The following is a 22,097-nucleotide window of genomic DNA, read 5'->3' as shown; positions in this document are numbered from 1 at the left end:
ACGCTCAGTCGTCGGTGTCGGTTCCCGTGGACACCACCGCGAACCCGGCATCGAGGTCGAGCTCGACGAAGTCCCCCGCGGCGGTCAGGACCGTGACGTCCCACGGGGACGTGCCGTCGTCATCTGCCTCGATCTCGACGATGCGGCCGTCGGCCTCGGCGAGCGCTGCGTCCACGATCGCGGCGATCGCGTCGGCATCGAGGACGTACAGCGGGGCCCCGTCGTCGTCGGCGGACTCCGTGGAGACGACGGATGCCTCGCCGCCGGCGTCGACGCGCACCTCGGTCTCGGCGCCGTCCGCGGCCTCGAGCGTCACCTCGGCGCTGCCGTCGCGCTTCAGATCGATCGAGGTGGGCTCGCCCTCACCGGCGGCGGACGCCGCGTCGATCATCGCGACCAGGTCGTCGGCGGAGGCGGTGCCCAGGTTCGACAGGTCACCGCTGGTGCTGTCGTCGCTCGAGTCGTCGGCGTCACGCGAGTCGTCGCTGTCGTCGGACGACGCCGATGCGGCGAGGTCGGCCGCCTCGTCGGCCATCTCCGCGCCGAGGGCGATGCCGCCGCCGGTGAGGATCGCGGCGGCCAGCACCGCGCCGCCGCCGATCAGCCAGCCGCGCGTGCGGCTGCGCTTCGGGGCGGGAGCGGCAGGCGCACTCGCCTCGGTCGCGTCCGCCCGACCGGCGTGACCGGGGGCCGGAGAAGCAGCGAGCGCCTCGGGCCGACGATCGTCGGCAGGCTGCGCTGCAGCGGGGGAAGTCTCGGGGGTGCTGTTCTTGTCATCCATGCTTCGATGGTGCCGAGCGGTCGCTGAAGCAGACCTGAAGCATCCTGAAGCGGCGTTCAGGGTGACGCCGGCAACGCGACGGCGAACCGGGCGCCGCCCCGTGGCGAGTCCTCGACGCGCACGCTGCCCCCCTCGGCCTCCGCGATCGCACGCACGATCGCGAGCCCCAGCCCGCTGCCGCCCGCATCGCGCGCACGCGCCTCGTCGAGCCGCACGAACCGTTCGAAGATGCGCTCGCGCTCCTCCGCTGGAATACCCGCGCCGTCATCGTCGACCGTCAGCAGCACCTGCCCGTCATCCTCGACCACCCCGATCGCGACCGCGCTTCGCGCGTGACGAACGGCATTGTCGGCGAGGTTGCGCACGAGCCGGCCGAGCAGGCGGGCATCGCCGCGCACCCGCGCGGCGTGGACGCCGGACGCATCCACCACGACGCCGCCGGCGCGCAGCCGCTTCACCTCCGCCAGCGCGAGGTCGTCCACATCGACCTCGTCCCGCTGCAGCACCGCGCGCTCGTCCAGTCGCGCCAGCAGCAGCAGCGCGTCGACGAGCTCCTGCATCCTGAGCCCCTCGTCGTGGACCACGCTCGCGAACTCGTCGACGGACGTCGCCTCGGGATGCAGCTGTGCCAGTTCGGCGTGCTGGCGGATCGTCGCCAGCGGCGAGCGCAGCTCGTGGGAGGCGTCGGACACGAACCGGCGCTGCGCGGTGGCGGCAGCATCCAATCGGTCCAGCATGCGATTCATCGTCCCCGCGAGCGCCGCGATCTCGTCACCCGAGGGCGGTACCGCCACGCGGCGGTCGAGGCGCTCGGCCGTGATGTCGTCGACCTCTGCGCGGATGCGCGAGACCGGGCGCAGCGCACGCCCGACGACCCACCACGTGATCCCGGCGACCAGTGCGACGACGGCGACGACGGCGAACGCCAGCAGCACTGCCACGGTCGCGAGGGTCTGCGCGTCGTCCTCCACCGGCAGGGCCAGGAGCAGCGTGCCGTCGTCGAGGTCTTCGGCCACGACCAGCATCGGCTCATCGTCGTAGATGACGGTCCCCTCCGCACCCGGCAGGTCTCCGCTGTCGGCCTCCTCGGACGAAGCGACGACTCTCCCTGCGCCGTCGCGCACCTGCACGATGTCGTCGTCCAGCTCAGCCACCGCCGAAGGGCCCTCGGCGTCGATCCGCGCCGCGAGCTGCTCGGCCCGCGTCTCGGCCGCGCGAGCGGTGGCGTCATGGATGCTGACCGACAGGATGCCGTAGAAGGCCAGTGCTCCGACCACCAGGGCAGCGGCGACGACCAGCGTCGCGGCCGCGGTGATGCGTGTCCGCAGCGAGCGGCGGCGCCGCGGCTCAGCCACCGTCGGCCGCCAGACGGTAGCCCGCACCGCGGACGGTCTGTATCGCGTCGCGCCCGAACGGCCGGTCGACCTTGCGCCGCAGATGCCCGACGTACACCTCGATGATGTTCGGGTCTCCCTCGAAGTCGTCGTTCCACACACCGGCGATGAGCTCACGCTTCGACAGCACCTGCCCGCGATGGCGGATGAGGTGCTCGAGGACCGAGAACTCCCGCGATGTGAGGGCGATCTCGGCGTCGCCGCGCCACACCATTCGCGCTCCCGGGTCGAGACGAAGGTCCCCCGCTTCGAGCACGGCCGGCCGCTCGATGCCGCCGCGGCGGATCAGCGCACGCAGCCGCGCGACGAGCACGGCGAACGAGAACGGCTTGGTGACGTAGTCGTCGGCCCCGGTCTCGAGCGCCTCGACCTGGTCCCACTCCCCGTCCTTGGCCGTGAGCATGAGCACGGGCGTCCAGTTCTCCTCGGCACGCAGCGCCTCGCAGACCTTCCAGCCGCTCATGCCCGGCATCATCAGGTCGAGCACGATGGCGTCGTACGTCGTCTCGCGGGCCCGCCACAGTCCGTCCACGCCGTTGTGCGCGACATCGACACCGAAGCCTTCGGCCTCGAGCCCGCGACGGATGCCGTCGGCCAGGCGCTGCTCGTCATCCACCACCAGAATCCGCATCGGGTCCAGTCTGGCCCGCCGCGCCTGAATCCGACCTGAAGCGCGAGACTGGGCATATGGTCACGGTCACTGCCGTTCGCGGCGATATCACACGGCAGCGCGTCGATGCGATCGTCAACGCGGCGAACAACGCGATGCGCGGCGGAGGCGGGGTCGACGGCGCGATCCACCGCGCGGGCGGCCGGGCGATCCTCGATGACTGCATCGCGCGCTTCCCCGACGGCCTGCGCACGGGCGACGCCGGCTGGACGACGGCGGGAGACCTCCCGGCGACCTGGGTGATCCACACGGTCGGGCCGAACTACGCCGCCGGCGAGCGGGACCGCGGGCTCCTCGAGTCCTGCTACCGGCGAGCGCTCGAGGTCGCCGACCAGATCGGCGCTCGCAGCGTCAGCTTCCCCCTCATCAGCGCCGGGGTGTACGCCTGGCCGCTCAACGACGCGATCGATGCGGCGGTCACCACGATCGCCAAGACCCCGACCCGCGTCGAAGAGGTCGTCGTGGTCTCGTTCAGCGAGGACACGCATCGGCGGGTGCAGCCGCAGGTGCATCGCCTGTTCCCGCCGGCGACGGAGCCGGGCTCGGTCGGCCGGCTGTTCGAACGCGCGCCCGCACAGATGGGCATGCGGGGAGACTCCTACCTGTGGCTCGCCCTCCGCGCGGAGTTCGCTGCGACGCCGCTCCCGTCCACGTGGTTCGACCTCCGCCCGATGGTCGTGCAGGCAGCGGAAGGGATCATCGGCGCCCCTCTCACCCACACCGATGACCCGATCCACGTGCCTGAGTTCGATCCCGGTCATGGAATGTCGGCCGGCAACGTGCTGCCGTCGTGGTGGCTCGACACGGGCATCCCGATCCTCATCGACCGGTTCGAGGCGGCACGGCAGGCGAACGGCCCGGAACTGTCCACGCAGTGACCGCCGCCCCTCTTGCGGGTGCCGCCTGCCGGGAGTATCTGTGAGGTGTTCGTGCGAGCGATCGCGCGATGCGGGGAATCGCGGATACAGGCGGGGAGCGTGTGCGATGGCCGATGAGCAGTTCCTCACCATCTCGTCGATCCCCGGCGAGGTCGTCGACGACCGCCACCCGGGCGCCATCGAGGTCCTCAGCTGGAGCTGGGCGGTGTCGAACGCGGCTCCCGCCGGCGGAGGTGCGGGCGCAGGCCGGGTCGGCAAGCCCACGCTCACCGATATCGCTGTCTCCCTGCGATGGGATGCCGCGACCCCGCGTCTGTTCGATGCCTGTGCGCGCAGCATCCGTCTGCCGGAAGCGCTGCTGTCGGCACGACGTGCGGGCATGATCGGCGATTACGTCACCGTGCGGCTGCAGGACGCCGTCGTGACCTCGGCGACCACCGCGTTCGCGGGCGAGGAACCCGCCGTGCAGATCACCCTGGGGTTCGCCACCGTGACCTTGACCTACCAGACGACGCTGCCGGACGGCTCGCTCGGCGATCCGGTCGCGGTCACGATCGGTCGCGCCCAGAGGTGATCGGCGCGGGTGTGACGGTACGTGCAAGTGCAAGCCACCGATCGAAGGAGTCACAGATGAGTTGGAACGAGATCAGCAGCACCGTTCGCATGCTCTCCCTGCTGGGGCGCATCAGGCCGGAGATGTTCGACGTCTTCCCGCCGCACAGCCACCGGGCGCACCTGGTCAGCAGGTTCGACGCGGTGGCGCTCAACCCGCAGCCGTTGCCGCCCCGGTGGATGCTGGCGGCCTCCGAGCTCTCGGGCTACATCGCCGAAGCGGTGCTCGAGGCCGACCTGCGGGGTGAGGACCAGCCCGGCTGGGTGACCGAGGTCGTGGACGACTGGTGCGGCACCGGCTGGCCGCGGCGGCTGCCGATTCCGCTGCCCGGTCCGCGCGGCGAAGGCCCGCAGCCGGAGCCGTGGGATGTCGCCGCGGCGCAGATCACGGGTGCCGTGGCGTTCGCGTCGCTCGCGTCGCGCCTCGCCGGCGGTCATGCGCAGGCATCGTTCGCCAAGATGGCCGAGAGCCTCGCGGAGGCGTCGAGCCGGGAGATGTAGCCACACGCGGCAACGGGTGGGAGCCCTGCGCGACACGCGGCCCCCACCCGTCGATGGCTCACTGAGCGGGGCTCACGCTCCCGAACAGGTGCAGCTCGGCGACGCCGAGGATCTGCCCGTTGACGATGCGGACGTACCGGTATCCGGTGTCGCCTTGCACCGCCCAACGCTGCCATTCGAGCGTCTTCGCGGGTGCCGCCGGCGTGAGACGGGTCCACGACTGGAGGTCGTTCGAGCCTTCCAGCCGCATGTCCGCGATGCGGGACGTGCCGTACCCGTCCTGCCGGACGAGGATCTCGGCGCCGGTCAGCGTGACGCGATTGTCAGGTCCGAGGTCCCACACGTTGCCGTAGGTGCCGGAGTTCAGACGGGTGTCGGAGTGCGTCGCCGCATCGCCGTCGAACATCTTCGCGGCGTACTGGGTCCATGCGGTGTCGGTCACACCGTCCGGGCGAAGCACCCGTGCGGTGCGGAATGCGTCGTCCAACAGCCCGGCGTCGGTCGAGAGGAAGAGCTTGGACCCGTCCGACGTCGCGGCGATCGCATCCGCCGACCTGCCGTCGGGCGTAGTGAAGCGGATGTCGAACGTGACCGACCCGCCGACCGGTGCACTCGAGGGGATCACCGCCGTCGCGACCCATTCGCCCGCCGCGGGCGACGTCACCTCGGCCGGTTCGCCCAGCACGGTGACCGCCACGTCGGTGTTGCCCGCCGGCCCCGTCATCCGCACCTCAACGCGGTCGCCGGGCACGACCCGGCCGCCCACGCCGTCCGGCGACCGGAGCGAGACGGTGTCCATGGCACCGGTCGCCTCGCCGCGCGCACCGTCGATCCGGATGTCGGCGATGCTCCAGATGCCCGGGTACGCAGGGTCGGACGGCACGCCCGGCTCATCGACCTGGAACTTGAGGAACCGGAACCGCTGGTCGCGCACGTCCGCGCGCACAGGAATCCATTCGATCGCGGCATCCTGTCCGGCATTGGGCCGCTCGGTGAGCAGGGTCCACGTCACGCCGTCGTCGGAGCCGTACACGTTCGTGCCCTCTGCCCGGTTGGGAAAGGTGTCCCGCGCCTGGAATCCGAACGCCGACGATGTGACCCGGAAGCCCGGGCCGAAGTCGAAGACGATCCCCGCCACGCGCTGGTCGCCCCAGGACGTCTGGTTGTCGCCGTCCACGAGCGCACGCACCTGCGCCGACGTGAGTCCCGGTGCGCTGGCGATGCCCGAGAAGTCGAGCGTGCCATCCGCCAGGCGCGGGCTGAGCACCTCGAGCCCGTCGACCGCGTCCCCCAGCTGCTGGAGCAGGGCGGCGAAGGTCGCGGGGTCCGCGGTCTTGCGCACCTTCTTCGCCTGCGCGTGCAGCTCTTCCACCCGCAGCCAGGATGCGGTGGTGTAGAGCTCGCGCGTTCCCTCGATGCGGTCGAGCAGCTTGCCGATCGCGGAAGCGCGGTTCGGGGCGACGGTCACCGCCACCGGAAGGGCCGTGACCGACGCGTCATCGGACGCGACGAGCACCAGCTGCGCACTCCCCGAACGTGCGGGCGTCCAGCTGGCCGTGTTCCCGGAGATCGACGCACCCGCCGGAGCGTTCTGCAGCTCGATGCGGGTCTCGCCGCCGGACGCGTCGGTCGTCGCGAAGGAGCGCGTCCACGGCTCGCCTGCCACTGCCATGACGTCGACCGCCGACGCGTCCTCGAAGATCGGCGGGGTCAGCACGCCGTTCGCCTGCGCGAGCACACCCGCGACATCGACCGAACCGTCGCCGCCGGTCGCCTTCACGAACACGATGTTGTCGCCGACGGCGCCCGGCGTCTTGTCGAGGTGCAGATCGACCCACACGTAGCGCCACTGCTCGCCGGTGTCGGGGACGACCACCTCGGCGAACGGCGCCTCGCCGCCCGTACGTGCGAGTTCGAGGCGCGCCACGCCGTCGCTGCGCACCCGGATCCCGACGAGAGCGGTCTTGCTGCGATCCGACCACACCGTGCGCCGGATGGCCACCTGGGCGTCGGCTGCGGCGGCGTCGAGCCGCACGAAGGCGGTTCCGTCGACATCCGCGTCGGCGTGCGCTCCCGCACCCAGCGGCTTGCCGAAGGTTCCCACCGACAGCTCCGCGCTCGGTGCGAGTGGGGCGGCCGCCCCCGCCACCTCGGCGAGCTGCGGCGGGAACGCCACCCAGTACTCGGCGCCGGTGTAGTCCGAGCCACGGTCGTTCCAGAAGTTCTGAATGCCCGAGCCGTAGTAGTACAGCGGCCCGTCGCGGTGCTCGTAGAGTTCGGCGACGTGGGGCGCCTCGGTCTCCACGTCGACGCCGGCGACGTAGCGGTACTGCAGGTACGCCTCACTGAGTGGATCCTGCAGTCGGCCGCGATACGCCTGCGAGATCGCGCCACCCTCGTTCGCGGGGATGTACGGCACCTCTTCGCCCATCATGAAGGCGTCGAACGTGTCGGCGCCCGCGAGGATGCGGTTGTCGAGGAACCGGTACGGCGAGACCGCGTCCGGGGCGTCCGAGACGGTGCCGGCCACGGGGTCGAGCGTCGTGCCCTGGTTGTGGACGAGACGCGCGAGGGCGACGAGCAGATCCACGTCGCCCTGACCGTGGGCCTGGTCGCGCAGCATCTCCATGTGCTGGACGAAGGACTGCCCAGTGGTGTTGCCGGGGGCGTCTGCGGGGATCTCTCGGAAGATCGAGGCGAGCGCGCCGTTGACGTCTCCGCCATACAGATCGTGCTCGCTCTGGTAGCCCGCGTTGACCGTGAACCACTCGACGCGCTCGGCATACAGCTCGGCGTCGTCGAGGAAGATCGCCGCGGCGACCATGCCGATCACGCCGTAGAGGTGCTGGTTCCACAGCCGGTTCGCGGAGTAGAGGAACGTGTCGAGCACCGGGCGCACGAGGTTGTCCTCGATGCGCTGCTGGTCCTGGCCGGTCCACCGCAGGTCGTACCCGCCGAGCGAGTCGTTGACCGGCTCGGTGCCGCGCAGCACCTCCGCCGCGATCAGCATGTAGTACAGCGGCACGCCGGTGTGGATGTGGGCGTCGGCGAAGTACGCGTACTTCGCCGGGTCGAGGCCGCTCCAGGTCCGCAGCACGTGGAGCGCGTTCGCCCGGTACTGCTCATCGCCGGTCACCACGTACTCGAGCGCCTGGGCCATCGCCCCCAGGCTGTCGCGCAGCGCGCTGGAGCGCATGCCCGCGCTCGCGTACGCGTCGTTCTTCGGGGTGTCGGTACCGGGCTGGGCGTTCTCCGCCCGGAAGTCGCGCGCCGCGTACCGGGTCTGCGACATCGCCTCGTAGTAGCTCGCCCACGGGTCGACCCCGGCGAGCACCTGCGTGCGCATGTTCTCGAGGTGGTCCGCGGTGAAGCCGAGGCCCGGGTGCGAGAACCCGGCGTCGCTGACGGTGCGGACGATCTCGGGTGGTGGTGGCGCCACGTGCGCGGCTGCCGGCTGAGCGGCCACGAGGGCACCGCCGAGCACGAGCAGCCCTGCCGTGAAGGCCCCGACCACCTGGTGGAAACGACGTCGTCGTGCGATCTTCATCGATCTCTCTTCTGTGTCTGCGCCGCGTATGAGAGACGGCGCGGGCGGATGGATAGCGTTTGCCACTTAACGAATGTCACAAGGACGGGAGTCGCGTCAACCCCTGATCAGGAACGGTTCACGGTATGAAGCGCAGGCGCGCGGACGCGATGTCGGCGGTCCAGCCGCGCCCGTCGAGGTCATCGGCGCGTACGCCGAAGAAGAGTCCCGTGAACCGCAGGCGCGGGCCGTGGTCGTCCGACAGCGTCCACGCCGGATGCACGCCGGGAAAGGCCGTCCACTCCTCTCCGACACCGGCCCAGGCGAATCGGAGATCCGGCCCGTCCAGCACGGTCCGCAGCCTCAGCGGGCCGTCCGGCACCGCCACAGCAGCCGATCGCGTCGTGGTCGAGCCATCGCGCCGCACGACGCGCAGCTGGCGGCCGTCATCCCGATCGTGCGTGACCTGCAGCCAGATCCAGCCCGACCTGTCGTACCAGGCGATGGGCCCGGCAGCCTCCCGCGGTGAGCGGGGCTCGGCGTCGACGACGACCTCGAACTCGGCGCGGTGCTCCTCGACGCGGGTGAGGAGCATGGATTGATCGAACACGGAGGCGGTGGAGTGCCCGCCCCGCAGCCTCAGCCATCCGGGGCGCGCCGTGAGGTCGGCCACGTCGTGCGGCAGCGGCGCGCGTAGAGTCGTCCAGCGTCGCGAGTCGAGCGCGGCCCCGTCGAACTCGTCGATCCACTCGCGAGCGCCGGGAGAGTCATCCCTGCCGTCGTCCGGCGGGGAGCCGAGCACCACCTCGACCGCCGCGTGATGCCCGCCGTCGGCCAGCCGCAGCCAGCCGTCGGCGTCGAACTCGACCCGCTGCAGGCACGTTTCGCGCCCGAGCGTGCTGTAGCGCTCGCCAAGGTGCAGCGTCGGGCGGCTCGCCAGGTGCACGAGCAGCCAGTCGCCGTCCGGAGTCTGCACGAGTTCACCGTGACCGGCCTTCTGCAGCGGATGCCCCGGCGCATCTCGCGTCGTCAGCACGGCCTCGCGCGCGTCGCGCTCGTACGGCCCGAGCAGATTACGCGAGCGTGCGAGCGTGATGCCGTGGTTCCAGCCGGTGCCACCCGCCGCGATGAGCAGGTAGTACCAGTCGCCGAGGCGATACAGGTTCGGTCCCTCGACGAGCCCGTCTTCGCGGTGGATGACCGTGGCGTCGCCCGTCGTGCGGCGCTCGTCAGGCAGGTACTGCTCGATGACGAGCCCCGAGAACGACGGATGCTCGGGGCGCTGGTCCCACTGCACGCCGACGATCCAATGAGTGCCGTCCGGGTCGTGGAAGAACGAGAAGTCGAAGCCTCGCGAGCCGAGATGGACCGGCGCGCTCCACGGCCCCGTCACGGCATCGGCGGTCACGAGATAGTTGTCGATGTCCTTGTCGTCGCCGTCCATCGTGCGGACGATCGAGTAGGCGAGCCAGAACTTGCCCTCGGCGTACGACAGGCTCGGCGCCCACACTCCGCCGGAGTCGGGGATGCCCCGCAGGTCGAAGCCGTCGTCGAGCGCGTGCCCGATCGTGGACCAGGTGGCGAGGTCGGTCGAGTGATGCAGCCGGACGGCAGGGTGGAACTCGAACGTGCTCGTCGCGATGTAGTAGTCGTCGCCCACACGGAGGATCGACGGGTCGGGGTTGAATCCCCGCAGCACGGGGTTGTGGATCACGGCCATGAGAACGGGTGCTCCTCGCGAGGACTCAGGACGGGGGTGCGGGCGTCGGCGACGACGTGGTGGGCGGAGCGGGGTGGGCGAACGGCTCGCCCGCGACGAACCGTTCGACCTCGGCGGTCGCCGCCTCGCCGAGGCGTCGCAGCTCGACGCCCATCGAGCCGGCCAGGTGCGGCGTGAGGAACACGTTGGGCAGCGAGTACAACGGGTGCCCAGGCTCGAGCACATCGGGCTCGGTCACGTCGAGCACTGCCCGCAGCCGGCCGGCCCGCAGTTCGGTGACCAGCGCGTCCTGGTCGATGAGCGCGCCCCGTGCGGTGTTGATCACCGTGGCGCCGTCGCGCAGCGCCGCGAGCACATCGCGCGAGATCATCCCGATGGTCGCGGACGTCTCCGGGGCGTGGATCGAGAGGATGTCGCTGCGCCGCGCGAGCTCGCCGAGTCCGTCGACGAGCTCGACGCCGAGCGCCGCTGCGGTCGCCGGCGTGGCGTACGGGTCGTACAACAGCACGCTTACGTCGCTCGCGGCGAGTTTCTCGATCACGAGCGTGCCGATCGCCGAAGCGCCGACGATTCCGATGGTGGTGCGATACAGGCCGGCCCGCGGGGCGGCCACTTCACGGGGGACGAACCGCTGCTCGGCCCCGTAGCGGCGCGAGAGCCAGAACGCGTCCTTGGCAGCGAGCGTGATCATCGCCTGGGTGAACTCCGCCACGGGGATCGCGTTGGCGGCGCGGGCGGTCGAGACACGGATGCCGCGCGCCGACGCGGCCTCGTCCAGGAATCCGATCCCCCCGCCCCAGTGCACGACGGCGCGCAGTGCCGGCAGCGCGTCGAGCTGCTCCGCGCCGAGTCGCACCACGCCCCAGCCGGTGAGGAGCAGCTCGAGGTGGGCGGCGTCGCGAAGCTCGTCGAGGCAGGTCGCGGCATCCGTCATGTCGATGTCGAGGATCTCGGCCAGGCGCAGCGCCTCCTGCTCGCCGAAGACGAACGGCACCAGGGTGGGGTCCATCAGCAGCGCGGCCTTCATGCGCCCAGCTCCTCGATGCTCCAGGCGTCGCGCCACTCGAGGCGCACCTGCCCGTCGTCGATGCGAAGCGGGAGCCAGACCGCGGCGGACTCTGCAAGGTCGTCGGGCGTCCAGCGGTCGCCGATGTAGACGAACCCGTCGCCGACGGAGGCGACGACACTCACCTGGGACTCGAAGGTGTTCGTGGCGTGCGGGGCGATCGGGCGCCAGTCCTCCCATGGCCCCGACAGGCTCGCTGCGCTCGTGTACATGTTGTCGTTCATGCTCCACCCGGTGAGGTCGGAACCGAAGAGCCAGTAGCGGCCGTCGCGGTGCACGAGCGTCGGCGACTCGTAGCCGATGGCGGGGTTCGCCTGCTGCCGCAGAGTCGCCACGATGCTGTCGACACCGAGATGGTCGTCGCGCAGGCGATAGATGTGGAGGCCGTGATCGCGGTCCTCCGACAACAGGTAGCCGACGCCGTCGTCGTGGAACACGCCGATGTCGCGGCTGAGGTTGCCGAGCGGCCGCTCGCTGCGGACGTACTCGTACGGCCCCTCTGGGCGATCGGCGATCGCGTACCCCACCCGGGCGTACGCGTAGTCGTCGGTGTCGATGTGCAGGAGCATCACCCACCGTCCGTCAGGCCGCTGCAGCACCTTCGGGCGCTCGACGATGCGGTCCGCGCCGATGTCGCCGTCGCCCGGGGTGAGGGCGTCGCCCTCGAACCTCCATGTGGCCAAGTCCGGCGAGGAGTAGCATGCGACGGCCGTGAACCGGTCGCCGGCCGTCTTGTCCTCACCCCACGCGTACCAGCGGTCGCCGACGCGGTGCAGACCGATGCCGTGCAGCTGCGCGGTGCGTCCTCGGTCGTCGGTGAACGTGCGGCCGGGCCGGATCTCCGCAGGCTCAGCCACGGCGCACCCGGAGCACGCGGGCGCCGAGCCCCGCCGGCGTCGCCAATGAAAGGCCGCCTTCGGCGGACTGCAGCCGCCATTCGCGACGGTCCACCGAGTCGGCGGCGGGGAAGAGCACCTCAACCTCGCCGTGCACGCCGGGCAGCTCGAATGCGGCGGGCGCAGCATCCCGATCCCACACGAACAGCAGGTCCCCGTCCGTCGTATGCAGCCCGAGGCATACGGTCACCGCATCCCACGCGGGCAGCCCCAGAGGCCAGAACGGCACCGCGTCGGCGAGGTGCTCGCGCAGACCCTTGTGAAGCGCCACCGCCTCGGCGATGCGCGCCCTCTGCGCAGGACGCAGCTCATCGAGGAAGCCCGACAGGTACAGCCGCCCGCTCAATCCGCTGACGAGCGTGAACACCGTCTCTTCGTCGCTCATGGCGCGCGCCGGGTACGCCCAATTGCCGCACTGCTCCGGAAGGATTGACACGGGCGCGGACGCGGCAACAGGCGGGTAGAGCCGGAAGTCCTGCTGGTCGCTCGTCGACTGCAGATGGGTCACCGCGAGCAGCGCGTAGTCGGCGCGCATCGCCCCCGAGCTGCAGTTCTCGAGGCGCAGGGAGGTGTGCCGCTGCTGCACGCGCTCCAGCCAGTCGCGGAACGCGCGGGTATGCGCCAGCAGTCCGTCCGCCGCGGTCGTCGCGTGATGGTCGGTGCCGGCGCCGGGATTGATGTTGTAGTCCAGCTTGAGATAGCTGATGCCGTACTCCGCGACGAGATGATCGACGGTCGCGTCGAGATGCCCGCGAGCGGCCGGATGCCGGAAGTCGAGGTGGTAGCGGCGATCCTCCTGCACCCGTCGACCGAACCGCTGGAAGAACGCCTCGTCGGGCAGCTGCGCCGCGGCCGGGCTGTCGATGCCGACAACCTCCGGCTCGAGCCAGAGCCCTGCCTCCATGCCGAGTGCGCGGATCTCGTCGATCACGCGACGCAGGCCCCCCTCCGCGAACCGGGCGGACGCCTCGCGCCACTCGCCGACCGTCGACCACCAGTCACCGATGGCAGGATCGGCGAACCAGCCCGCATCGATGCAGAACACCTCGACACCCGCATCGGCCGCGCGCCGGATGAGCGGCAGGAGCTGCTCGGTCGTCGGCTGTCCCATGAGCGTGTTCATGAAGTCGTTGTAGACGACCGGGAGCGCCTGGTCGCGCGCCGGGCCGCGCAGCCACCGCCGGTAGCGGGTCAGCTCGGCGATCGCACCGTCGCGGGCGGAGGGCGATGCCGTGATCGCGACGGGCACGACGGTGAAGGTCTCGCCCGGCAGGAGCTCGTGCGCGAACTGGTGCTCGAGGTCGGTCGGGCCGAGCAGCGAGAGCACTCCCCCCTCGCGCGTCTGGCTGAGATCGGCGTGCCACCCGGCGCTCGTCTCGATCTGCCATGCCAGCGCCTCACCATCTCCGCGTGTGAGGTAGCCGCACGGCACATGTTCGCCGCTGGACCAGGCGCCGTGGCTGGTGATCGCCGCGTGGCCGCGCGCATCCTGCCCATGCAACGACAGCGAGATGTCGGGAAGCAACGTCCGCAACGACGTCTCGCCCCAACGGTTCTCGGCGAGCCATTCGCTCGCCGCGGTGCCCCACACGACGTCGTCCAGGTCGTCCTGCGACCGGCCGAAGCCGATCGTCGCCGACGACACCGCGGTCAGCAGGACCGTGTCGCGCCCGGCGTTGCGCACGTCGTGCTCGACGTGGACGGCCCTCGTGCCCACCGGGGCGGTGACCGTCGTGCGCACCTCGATCCCGCTGACCGCATCCGTCTGCACGAGGACGGCGCGCGAGGCCTCCGCGTCGGTCGTGACGTCCGAGCCCTGCACACGCAGGCGCTCGCCCAGCGCCGAACGCCAGTACGCCTGGCTCGTGCGGGCGCGCTGCTCGACGGCGGTGAACACCTGGACGAGTCCGACGCCTGGGCGGCCCGCGTGCGTCGACGTCGGGACACTCAGCGAGGCCGGTGCATCGGCCGACCAACGCAGCTCGAACGCGCCGACCTGGGCGCGGAAGTCAGTGGGCGCGGATTCCCGGTTCGCGGTGAGGGTCGCGGCGATGGTGGAGGATGCGGCTTCGGTCACGGAGTGTGTCTCGTCTCGTCGATCAGGGGAAGACGCAGCGCGTCGTTGCAGACGTGGATGCCGACGCCCAGGAGCGCGGGCAGGAACAGGGCGAGCGGCGGTCCGACGACCGGCAGCGCGAGCGCTGCGGCGCCGGAGCCGGTCAGCAGCAGCCAGCTGAGGACCACGTGCGGCCGGCGGGCGATGACCGTGGCCGCCGCGGTCGCCAGCGCGACAGCGCCCGGTACGTCTTTCGCGGCGGCAGCAAGCACTGACACGGCGATGAAGAAGGCCAGTGATCCCGCGCCGGATGCCGCGACGAACAGCAGCATGGCGTCGGAGCGGCCGAACAGCGCGAAATCGTACGCGAGCAGCAGCACCACCGCGCTCGCTGCGATCGCGACCCAGGCCAGGGTGCGGCATCCGCTCGCGAAAGAGCTCCAGAACAGACGGCCGGCCCGTGCCTCGCCACGCTCGGCGAGCAGGCGTCGTGTGCTCCGCAGCAGCGCGTACGTCGCGGGCGCGAGAGGCAGGAGGGCGGCCGCTCCCAGCCAGATCGCCAGATGCGTCGACTGCCAGCCGACCAGCGCTGTGAACACGAGCGCCGGGCCGAGGCATCCGAGGAACGACACCGACACCACGAAGTACTGGAAGATCGCGAGGGCCGTCCCGGCGACGGGACTGTCGAGTGCGAGGATCGCCCGCATCCGAGCGGCGACGCCGGCCGTGCGCGACGACGTGTTCGACACGGTCATCCCTTCACCGCCCCCACCGACATGCCCTTGATGAAGTAGCGCTGGAACGCCGCGAAGATCGCGACCGAGGGGATGATGGCGAGGATCGCGCCGGTGTAGATCAGCTGCCACTGCGACGTGAGCAGGCCCACCATCCGGTTGATGGCGACGTTGATCGTGCCCGCCGACGACGAGTCGAGGAACACCAGCGGGATGAAGAAGTCGTTCCACAGCCCGAGCGCCTGAATGATCACGAATGCCGAGGTCACCGGAAGCAGCATGGGGAAGACGATCGACCAGAACGTCCGCAGTCGGCCGGCGCCGTCGACGTGCGCTGCCTCCTCCACCTCGATCGGGATGCCCTTGATGAAGCTGCAGTACAGCAGGATGCCGAAGCTCGCCGCCCCGCCGAGGTGGACCAGGATGACGCTCGTGAGCGTGCTGTACAGCCCGACATCGTCGAAGCCCTTCACGAGCGGGATCATGCGCACCTGGAACGGGATCATCAGACCCGCGATGAACAGGATGTAGAGGAACCGCGAGGTTCGTCCACCGATCCGTTCGATGCCGTAGGCGGCCATGGGCACGATCGCGACCAGAAGCACGACGGTGGCGACGGTGATGATGAGGGTGTTGAGGAGCGCCTCGCCGTAGTCCGTCTGCTGGAACAGCTGGATGTAGTTGTCGAGCGTGAACTGTGTGGGCAGGCCCATCGGGTCCACCGTGATCTCGGCGTACGACCGGAACGAGTTCAGGAACGCGTAGACCACGGGGCTCGCCACGATCAGCACGAGCACGGCGAGCACGGCCATGACGACGATCTGGCCCGCGGTGAGCTTCTTCGGCGTCGTCCGTGGCCGGCGCGGCTTGGGCGCCGGGGCGACGAGCAGTTCGGTTTCGGTGCTCATGCCTGGATCTCCCTCTTGCGCATGTAGGCGTTCGCCGCGACGGTGCTGACGATCACCACGAGGAACAGCACGATGGCGGCGGCGCTGCCGAAGCCCGCGCGGTACTCGCCGAACCCGACCTTGTAGATGAAGAACGCCATCGTCTCGCTGACGAACCCTGGCCCGCCGGCGGTGAGGACCATGACCTGATCGAAGATGGTCCAGCCCGCGATCATCGCGAGGGTCATGTTGACGGTGACGGCGCCGGCGAGCATCGGCCACGTGACGTGCCGGAACACCTGGCGGCTGTTGGCTCCGTCGATGCGTGCCGCCTCGGTGAGCTCCTGCGGCACGGACTGCAGATTCGCGAGGTAGATGAGCGTCGTGTTGCCGCCGAGCGTGAAGCACGTGATGAAGAGGATGACACCCACCACGATCGAGCTGTCGCCCAGCCAGTCGCGAGCCCACTCGGGGAAGCCGGCGTCGCGCAGGAACGTGTTCACCGCGCCGAAGTTGAAGTTGAGGAGGTACTTCCACACGGTCGCGAGGATGAAGCCGCTCACCAGTGCCGGCAGATAGACGGCGGTGCGGAAGAAGCCCTGCCAGCGACCGACTTTGTCGAGCATGAGCGCGACGCCGAGCGAGATCGCGTTGATGATGACGGCCGAGCCGAGCCCCAGGATCAAGGTGTTCTTGACCGCGTTCCAGAACCGCCCGCTCGTCAGGATCTCTTCGTAGTTGCGGGCGCCGACGTACTCGTAGTCGGGGCTGATGCCGTCCCAGTTCGTGAAGCTCAGCTGAAGGGACTGGATCGACGGCACGATCACCATGAGCAGGTAGATGACGAGCGCCGGAGCGACGAAGCCCAGCATGACCCACCGCGCGGAGCGGAACCGCCGGGTGCGGCGCTGCTCGCGTTCGGGCCCGACCGGCACGAACGACACGTCGTCGGGGGCACCCTCCGGCGCTCCGTCGAGCGGACCTCCGCCGCTGAGGCGGACGGCGGCGCCCACGACCTGGGTCTGCCCCTGCGAGGCACTTTGATCTGTCATGGAGACCTCCTCGGCTCCTGGTCGCGGTGCCCGGCACGACCCGGGCACCGCGACATCCGGCGTGGATCAGCCTGCGGCGACCGTCTTGTCGAACTCGGCCTGCACTTTGGCGATGGTGTCGTCGATCGACGACTGCCCGTCCTGCATCTCGATCCGCGCTTGGCGGAAGAAGGTGTTGAAGGCGCTGAACGTCGAGAGGTCGGAGACGTTCTCGTACCAGACGAGGTTCGGGCTCTCGAGCAGGGCGAAGTAGTCCTCGGCGCCGGGGATCGAGGTGTTGCGCTCGATCTCGTCGGCCGCGACGATGTTCGGCGCGAGCCAGCCGTTCGCCTCCATGAGGTCGGCGGTGTCGACCTGGTAGAAGAACTCGAGGAACTCGGTCGCCGATGCGTACTCGTCGTCGTCCTCCGCGGCCTGCGACGAGATGGCCAGGCCACCGGCGGTGTCGCCGTTGACGGCGTTCTTCAGCACGTTGATCGAGCCGTCCTCACCCGGGACGATGAACAGGCCGGCGTTGAAGTCCGGATCGACCTTGTTGATGTCGTTCAGGCGCCCGATGCCGGCGGACGACGTCGCCATCACGGCCATGTCGTTCACCAGCAGCGTCGTGGTCTGCGCATCCGCGGTGGACTGCCAGCCCTCGAGGACGTACTCGTTCGTGATGTCGAGGAGCTCCTGCAGCGGCTCGCGCAGGTCTTCGATCGTGGCATCGCCGTTCTGAGCAGCCGTCCAGAACCCACCCTCGTCGCCCCACTCGGCGAAATACGGCGAGGCGAGCTGCTTCCACAGCTGGTCGCTGGGCCAGACCTCGGCCGCCGCGGTGGCCAGCGGCTCGTCGCCGTTGGCCTTGATGTCCGCGAGGAGGTCCGTGAAGTCGTCGTACGTCTCGGGGACCTCGAGGTCGTTCTCTTCGAAGTAATCCTTGTTGTAGACGATGTTCAGGCCGATCTCGCCGTTGAGCGCGCTGTACGGCACGGTGTAGACGTTGCCGTCTTCGGCCGATCCGACCGCCTCCGGCTCGATGAGCTCGGTGACCGACTCGGGGATCGGCGCGAGCTTGCCGGCATTGATGTACGTGAGGGTGTCCCGCATGTCGACGACGGCCGGCCAGTTGCCCGTGGCATCCATCGTCTTCAGCGCTGTCGCATAGTCGCTTCCCGCCGGCAGCGGGTCGAGCTGAACGGTTGTCGTCTCGCTCTGCTCGTTGAAGGCTTCGACCACCGCGTCGACGACCGAGTTCCAGGTCTCGTCGCCCGTTGCGTAGAGGAAGCGGATGGTGGTCTTCGGAGCGGTGCCGGCGTCATCGCCGTCGCCTCCCGAGCTGGTGCAGCCGGTGAGCGCGAGAGCCGCGACGGCGACACCCGCTGCGCCCGCGAGCCAGGCAGAACGGCGCCGCTGCGCCCCTGCCCGCGTCGTTGCGTCGTGCATGTGATCTCCCTTGATTCGTGCCGGAACGATTCCGTCATCGAGAGAGTACCTCAAAGTGGACAACGTTTGCCACTCCTTTAGGAAGACGCTTTCCTGGCCCGATCGAATGCCGCAGCCCACACGCCGGTCTCAGCGTTCGAGGGCTGGGATCGCCTCGCCATGGATGATCGGCGTGCCGCTCAGACCGACCGTGTCGACGCCGTCGGCATGCTCGTCCAGCACCAGGGCGAGCGCCGCTTCGCCGAACTGCTCGAGCGGCACCTCGACCGTGCTGAACCCCGGCAGGACATCCCCCAGCATGGGGACGTGGTCGAATCCGGTCACCTCGATGCCGTCGGGAACCGGTACGCCGAACTCGCGCAGGCGAGCGATCACACCGACTGCCATCGCGTCGCTCATGGCCGCGATGACGTCGACCTCGTCGAGCCGCTCACGCAGTTGGTCCACCGCTCGGTGACCCCCATCGCGAGAGAAGTCGGTGTGCACGATATCGCGCTCGTCCACGGCGATGCCCCGGTGTGCAAGCCCTTCGACGAAACCGCCGACGCGCTCGAGCGCCGTGATCTCACCGGCAGGACCGGACACGAGTGCGAACCGCCGGAGCCCGGCGTCCACCAGTCCTTCCGCCAGCAGGCGAGCGGCGTGCCGATTGTCCACGGTCACGGTGGGGAAGCCGAGCTCGTTGTCGCCGATCACGACGATCTTCGCGCCGTGGTCCCGCAGCACCGCGAGGTGCTCCTTCACCGCCGCCTCGCGCGCCGCATCCGTCGTCCGGCTCGTCGCCATCACCACCGCGAGATGGCGCTCGCCGCGCAGCTGCGTCAAGAGGGCGAGCTCTCGGGTGGGGTCGTCGCGCGTCGTGCGCACAGCGACCGAGATGCCGCGTTCCTCGGCGGCGTGCATGATGCCCGAGATCATGGTCGCCGAGCCGAAGTCGTCGATGTCGCCCACGATGAACGCCACTGTGCGCGCCCGGCCGCCTTTGATGGTCTGAGCCGCCGGGCTCACGGCGTAGCCGAGTGTGCGGGCCGCCTCTTCGACGCGTTCGCGCAGCTCCGGCGACCCGCTCTTCTTGCCGCGCACCCCGCCGTTGAGCGCACGCGACGCCGCCGGCACCGACACACCCGCCAGGCGTGCGACGTCGGTGAGGGTGGGGGGCTTGGCGGGTTTCGGCATCGACTTCCTCTCACACGGGCGACCGTGACGAGATAACGCTATCCAACAATGACTTTCGGGGCGGACAGGCGCCGAGGACAGCCACCGGCGAACGGGGCGCGCGTCACGCCGGCTGCGCGGGCTTGGTGCGCACCGGGCCCATCCACGTCGCGACCAGCACCGATGTGATCGCGCCCGCGGCCATGATGGCGGCGAGCACGACGATCTGGAACCGGCCGGCCTCGATCGGCGAGATACCGCCGAAGATCGCACCGACGAAGGCGCCGGGCAGCACGACGAGCCCCGTCGTCTTCGTCTGGTCGATCGCCGGCACGAGCGCATCGCGCACGGCGCGGCGAGCGAGCAGCAGCGTCGAGGCTCGCGGCGTGGCTCCGAGTGCGAGCCAGCCTTCCACCTCGTCCCAGTGGTCCACGATCGCGGTCGTGAACATGCGGCCCGTGAGCGTCGCGATGCTCATCGCGTTGCCGATGACGATCGCCCCGATGGCGAGGGCGTACCGCGACGTGAGCTCCAGCGCGCCGGTCGCGAACACGACGGTCGCGGCGACGAGGACGCCGACCGCCATCGATGACGACATCACGGCGAACCCGCGCGTCGACCAGCCGATGCGGCCCGTCGCGACGGAGGTGGCGATGGTGAACATGACGACGAGCGCGACAGCGATCCACACCGGGTTCGCGATGACGCCCGTGAGGATGACGCTGATCACCGCGAGCTGCACCGCCCCGCGCAGGATCGCCACCACCGGTGCCCACATGCTCGGGATGCGGAACGCCGCGAGGACGACGGTCGTGACGGCCGCGAGCACCAGCACCCCGACGAGCGTCGGGGCCAGGTCGGCGGGCACGTTCACGGTCGGAGCCTATCGACCGGGCGGCGAGCGCCGATGGGCGGACACGCGTGGGGAGGTTCTGCCAGGCTCGTCGTGTCGGAACGCCGCATGAGGGGATGGATGACATGGCTGAGCTGCGCTTCTTCTGGGTGGACGTCTTCGCCGAGACTCCGCTGACCGGAAACCCGCTCGCGCTCGTGCCCGGTGCCGACGGACTGAGCGAGCGCGAGATGAGGGCGATCGCGCAGGAGTTCAATCAGTCCGAGACGACATTCCTCGTCGCACCGTCGGCTGAGGGCGCCGACCACCGCCTGCGGTCGTTCACCGCGGCCGGGGTCGAGGTGCTGGGTGCCGGCCACAACGCGATGGGCGCGTGGATCTGGCTCGCCGACACCGGTGTGCTGCCGTCCGACCGCCACGAGTTCGCCCAGCAGATCGGCGACGACGTGCTGCCGGTGTGGATCGCCCGCCCCGAGGCCGGCCGGTCGAGGGTGACGATGCGGCAGGCCGCGCCCCGGTTCCTGCACTCGACGACGGAGCCAACGGGCTTCGCTGAGGCGCTCGGCCTCACCCCGGCGGCCCTTGCCGACCGCTCCGCCGAGGTGGTCTGGACGGGTGCCGAGCACCTCATGCTCGGGCTGCGCACGCGCGCGGACGTCGACGCCGCGGCGCCGGAGCCGGCACGACTGCGGGTCCTGCTCGCCGGGGTGGGTGCGGAGGGGTGCTACGTCTTCACCACCGAGGGCGGCCCGGACGGCGCCGACGCGTACGCGCGCTTCTTCAACCCCACCGTCGGCATCGTCGAAGACCCTGCCACGGGCACCGCCGCCGGACCTCTCGCTGCGCTGCTCGCACTCGACGGAGAAGCGCGAGGTGGCAGCATCCGTATCCTCCAAGGCCACGCGATGGGAAGGCCGAGCATCCTCGACGTCGCCGTGGACGGCGACCGCGTCGACCTGTCGGGCAGCGGGCTCGTGGTGGCCGACGGCGTGCTGCGCCTCTGACCCGCTCAGTCGCCGCGGTGAGCCGCGCGCTCCAGCTCGGCGGCGACGTCGGGGACGTAGTTCTCGAGGTTGCGGGGCGGGCGCTCGTACCCCCGGGAGCCGGGGCGGACCGGAATCTCGACCTCCTCCCGCGGGACGAGCTCGTAGGGGATGCTCGCCAGCAGGTGAGAGATCATGTTGATCCGGCTGCGGCGCTTGTCGACCGACGGCACCTCGAACCACGGCGCCTCGGGGATGTCGGTGTGCACGAACATGGTGTCTTTCGCGCGGGAGTAGTCCTCCCACCGGGTGATCGAGAGGGCGTCGTTCGGGCTCAGCTTCCAGCGTCGCATCGGGTCGTCGGCGCGTGAGCGGAATCGGGCCTCCTGCTCATCGGGAGACACGCTGAACCAGTACTTGAGCAGGACGACTCCGTCCTCCACCAGCATGCGCTCGAAGATCGGCGCCTGGTGGAGGAAGCGGTGATACTGCGCATTCGTGCAGTAACCCATCACGTGCTCGACGCCGGCGCGGTTGTACCACGAGCGGTCCATGAGCACGATCTCGCCCGCCGCCGGCAGGTGCGGCACGTAGCGCTGGAAGTACCACTGGGTCTTCTCCCGCTCCGTCGGCGTCGGCAGGGCGACGATGCGGGTGACCCGCGGGTTCAGGTACTCCGCGACCCGCTTGATCGTCGAGCCCTTGCCAGCGGCATCCCGTCCCTCGAAGATCACGACGATCCGCGCACCGGATGCCTGAACCCAGGCCTGCATGTCGACGAGCTGCGCCTGCAGTCGCCGCAGCTCCTGCTCGTAGATCTTCTTCGACAGGCGCGAGGGGCTCATCTCGGTGACAGTACACCAGACCCGAGCCGGGACGCCCTGCGGCGACCCGCACGCGGCGAG

19 protein-coding genes are annotated in these 22,097 nt (G+C 70.1%); 4 read left to right on the top strand and 15 right to left on the bottom strand.

Annotated features, from left to right (window positions below; translation table 11 throughout):
• Positions 1 to 4: 4 nt before the first annotated feature.
• Genes RS82_RS04225 through RS82_RS04215 form a run of 3 tightly spaced genes read right to left on the bottom strand, consistent with a single transcriptional unit; the run spans position 5 to position 2,806 of the window.
• The gene (locus RS82_RS04225; protein ID WP_052676688.1) at positions 5 to 781 is read right to left on the bottom strand and encodes a hypothetical protein; all 777 of its coding nucleotides are present in this window, start codon (positions 779 to 781) and stop codon (positions 5 to 7) included.
• 56 nt (positions 782 to 837) lie between these two features.
• Positions 838 to 2,136, bottom strand: a complete 1,299-nt coding sequence (locus tag RS82_RS04220; RefSeq protein WP_045297133.1) for a sensor histidine kinase — start codon at positions 2,134 to 2,136, stop codon at positions 838 to 840.
• On the bottom strand, positions 2,129 to 2,806 hold the full coding sequence (locus tag RS82_RS04215) for a response regulator transcription factor (protein ID WP_045297132.1): 678 nt from the start codon (positions 2,804 to 2,806) through the stop codon (positions 2,129 to 2,131). The genes RS82_RS04220 and RS82_RS04215 overlap by 8 nt, the downstream gene beginning before the upstream one ends.
• Before the next feature lie 56 nt (positions 2,807 to 2,862).
• Between RS82_RS04215 and RS82_RS04210 the strand changes: the two genes are divergently transcribed.
• The 3 genes from RS82_RS04210 (at position 2,863) to RS82_RS04200 (ending at position 4,836) form a co-directional block, all read left to right on the top strand.
• Positions 2,863 to 3,723 (top strand): O-acetyl-ADP-ribose deacetylase, encoded by an 861-nt coding sequence (locus RS82_RS04210; protein ID WP_045297130.1) that lies wholly within the window; start codon positions 2,863 to 2,865, stop codon positions 3,721 to 3,723.
• 106 nt (positions 3,724 to 3,829) lie between these two features.
• The gene (locus tag RS82_RS04205) at positions 3,830 to 4,297 is read left to right on the top strand and encodes an Hcp family type VI secretion system effector (protein WP_045297128.1); all 468 of its coding nucleotides are present in this window, start codon (positions 3,830 to 3,832) and stop codon (positions 4,295 to 4,297) included.
• Positions 4,298 to 4,353: 56 nt separating this feature from the next.
• Positions 4,354 to 4,836 carry a hypothetical protein gene (locus tag RS82_RS04200; RefSeq protein ID WP_045297125.1) on the top strand — a complete coding sequence of 161 codons (483 nt, stop codon included), beginning with the start codon at positions 4,354 to 4,356 and terminating at the stop codon, positions 4,834 to 4,836.
• Positions 4,837 to 4,894: 58 nt separating this feature from the next.
• On the opposite strand, the gene RS82_RS04195 is transcribed toward RS82_RS04200, so the two are convergent.
• The 11 genes from RS82_RS04195 to RS82_RS04145 form a co-directional block, all read right to left on the bottom strand.
• The gene (locus RS82_RS04195) at positions 4,895 to 8,383 is read right to left on the bottom strand and encodes an alginate lyase family protein (RefSeq protein WP_045297124.1); all 3,489 of its coding nucleotides are present in this window, start codon (positions 8,381 to 8,383) and stop codon (positions 4,895 to 4,897) included.
• Positions 8,384 to 8,501: 118 nt separating this feature from the next.
• The gene (locus RS82_RS04190) at positions 8,502 to 10,082 is read right to left on the bottom strand and encodes a glycoside hydrolase family 43 protein (protein ID WP_045297123.1); all 1,581 of its coding nucleotides are present in this window, start codon (positions 10,080 to 10,082) and stop codon (positions 8,502 to 8,504) included.
• 25 nt (positions 10,083 to 10,107) lie between these two features.
• On the bottom strand, positions 10,108 to 11,109 hold the full coding sequence (locus RS82_RS04185; RefSeq protein ID WP_045297121.1) for a hydroxyacid dehydrogenase: 1,002 nt from the start codon (positions 11,107 to 11,109) through the stop codon (positions 10,108 to 10,110).
• Positions 11,106 to 12,005: a family 43 glycosylhydrolase gene (locus RS82_RS04180; RefSeq protein ID WP_052676687.1), complete on the bottom strand. Its 900-nt coding sequence runs from the start codon at positions 12,003 to 12,005 to the stop codon at positions 11,106 to 11,108. The genes RS82_RS04185 and RS82_RS04180 overlap by 4 nt, the downstream gene beginning before the upstream one ends.
• On the bottom strand, positions 11,998 to 14,121 hold the full coding sequence (locus RS82_RS04175) for a glycoside hydrolase family 36 protein (protein ID WP_245619506.1): 2,124 nt from the start codon (positions 14,119 to 14,121) through the stop codon (positions 11,998 to 12,000). Before RS82_RS04175 ends, RS82_RS04180 begins: the two co-directional genes overlap by 8 nt.
• Positions 14,118 to 14,855, bottom strand: a complete 738-nt coding sequence (locus RS82_RS04170; RefSeq protein WP_045297120.1) for a hypothetical protein — start codon at positions 14,853 to 14,855, stop codon at positions 14,118 to 14,120. Before RS82_RS04170 ends, RS82_RS04175 begins: the two co-directional genes overlap by 4 nt.
• Positions 14,852 to 15,742, bottom strand: a complete 891-nt coding sequence (locus RS82_RS04165; RefSeq protein WP_245619505.1) for a carbohydrate ABC transporter permease — start codon at positions 15,740 to 15,742, stop codon at positions 14,852 to 14,854. The genes RS82_RS04170 and RS82_RS04165 overlap by 4 nt, the downstream gene beginning before the upstream one ends.
• Complete coding sequence (locus RS82_RS04160) at positions 15,739 to 16,773, bottom strand: carbohydrate ABC transporter permease (protein WP_052676686.1); 1,035 nt, start codon at positions 16,771 to 16,773, stop codon at positions 15,739 to 15,741. Before RS82_RS04160 ends, RS82_RS04165 begins: the two co-directional genes overlap by 4 nt.
• Positions 16,774 to 16,839: 66 nt before the next feature.
• A complete protein-coding gene (locus RS82_RS04155; protein WP_045297117.1) occupies positions 16,840 to 18,201 on the bottom strand; it encodes an ABC transporter substrate-binding protein in 1,362 nt (453 codons plus the stop codon).
• Positions 18,202 to 18,330: 129 nt separating this feature from the next.
• Positions 18,331 to 19,377: a LacI family DNA-binding transcriptional regulator gene (locus tag RS82_RS04150; RefSeq protein ID WP_045297116.1), complete on the bottom strand. Its 1,047-nt coding sequence runs from the start codon at positions 19,375 to 19,377 to the stop codon at positions 18,331 to 18,333.
• A gap of 103 nt (positions 19,378 to 19,480) precedes the next feature.
• Entirely contained in the window at positions 19,481 to 20,230 is a 750-nt protein-coding gene (locus RS82_RS04145) for an ABC transporter permease (RefSeq protein ID WP_045297115.1), read from the bottom strand.
• Between the two features lie 104 nt (positions 20,231 to 20,334).
• Here RS82_RS04145 and RS82_RS04140 point away from each other — a divergent pair, with 104 nt between their 5' ends.
• Positions 20,335 to 21,213 (top strand): PhzF family phenazine biosynthesis protein, encoded by an 879-nt coding sequence (locus tag RS82_RS04140; RefSeq protein ID WP_045297113.1) that lies wholly within the window; start codon positions 20,335 to 20,337, stop codon positions 21,211 to 21,213.
• Between the two features lie 5 nt (positions 21,214 to 21,218).
• On the opposite strand, the gene ppk2 is transcribed toward RS82_RS04140, so the two are convergent.
• A complete protein-coding gene (gene ppk2, locus RS82_RS04135) occupies positions 21,219 to 22,037 on the bottom strand; it encodes a polyphosphate kinase 2 (protein WP_211255853.1) in 819 nt (272 codons plus the stop codon).
• Positions 22,038 to 22,097 lie beyond the last annotated feature (60 nt).

The organism is Microbacterium trichothecenolyticum, from assembly GCF_000956465.1.
GTDB lineage: Bacteria > Actinomycetota > Actinomycetes > Actinomycetales > Microbacteriaceae > Microbacterium > Microbacterium trichothecenolyticum.
This window is presented reverse-complemented; position numbering and strand designations above follow the sequence as displayed.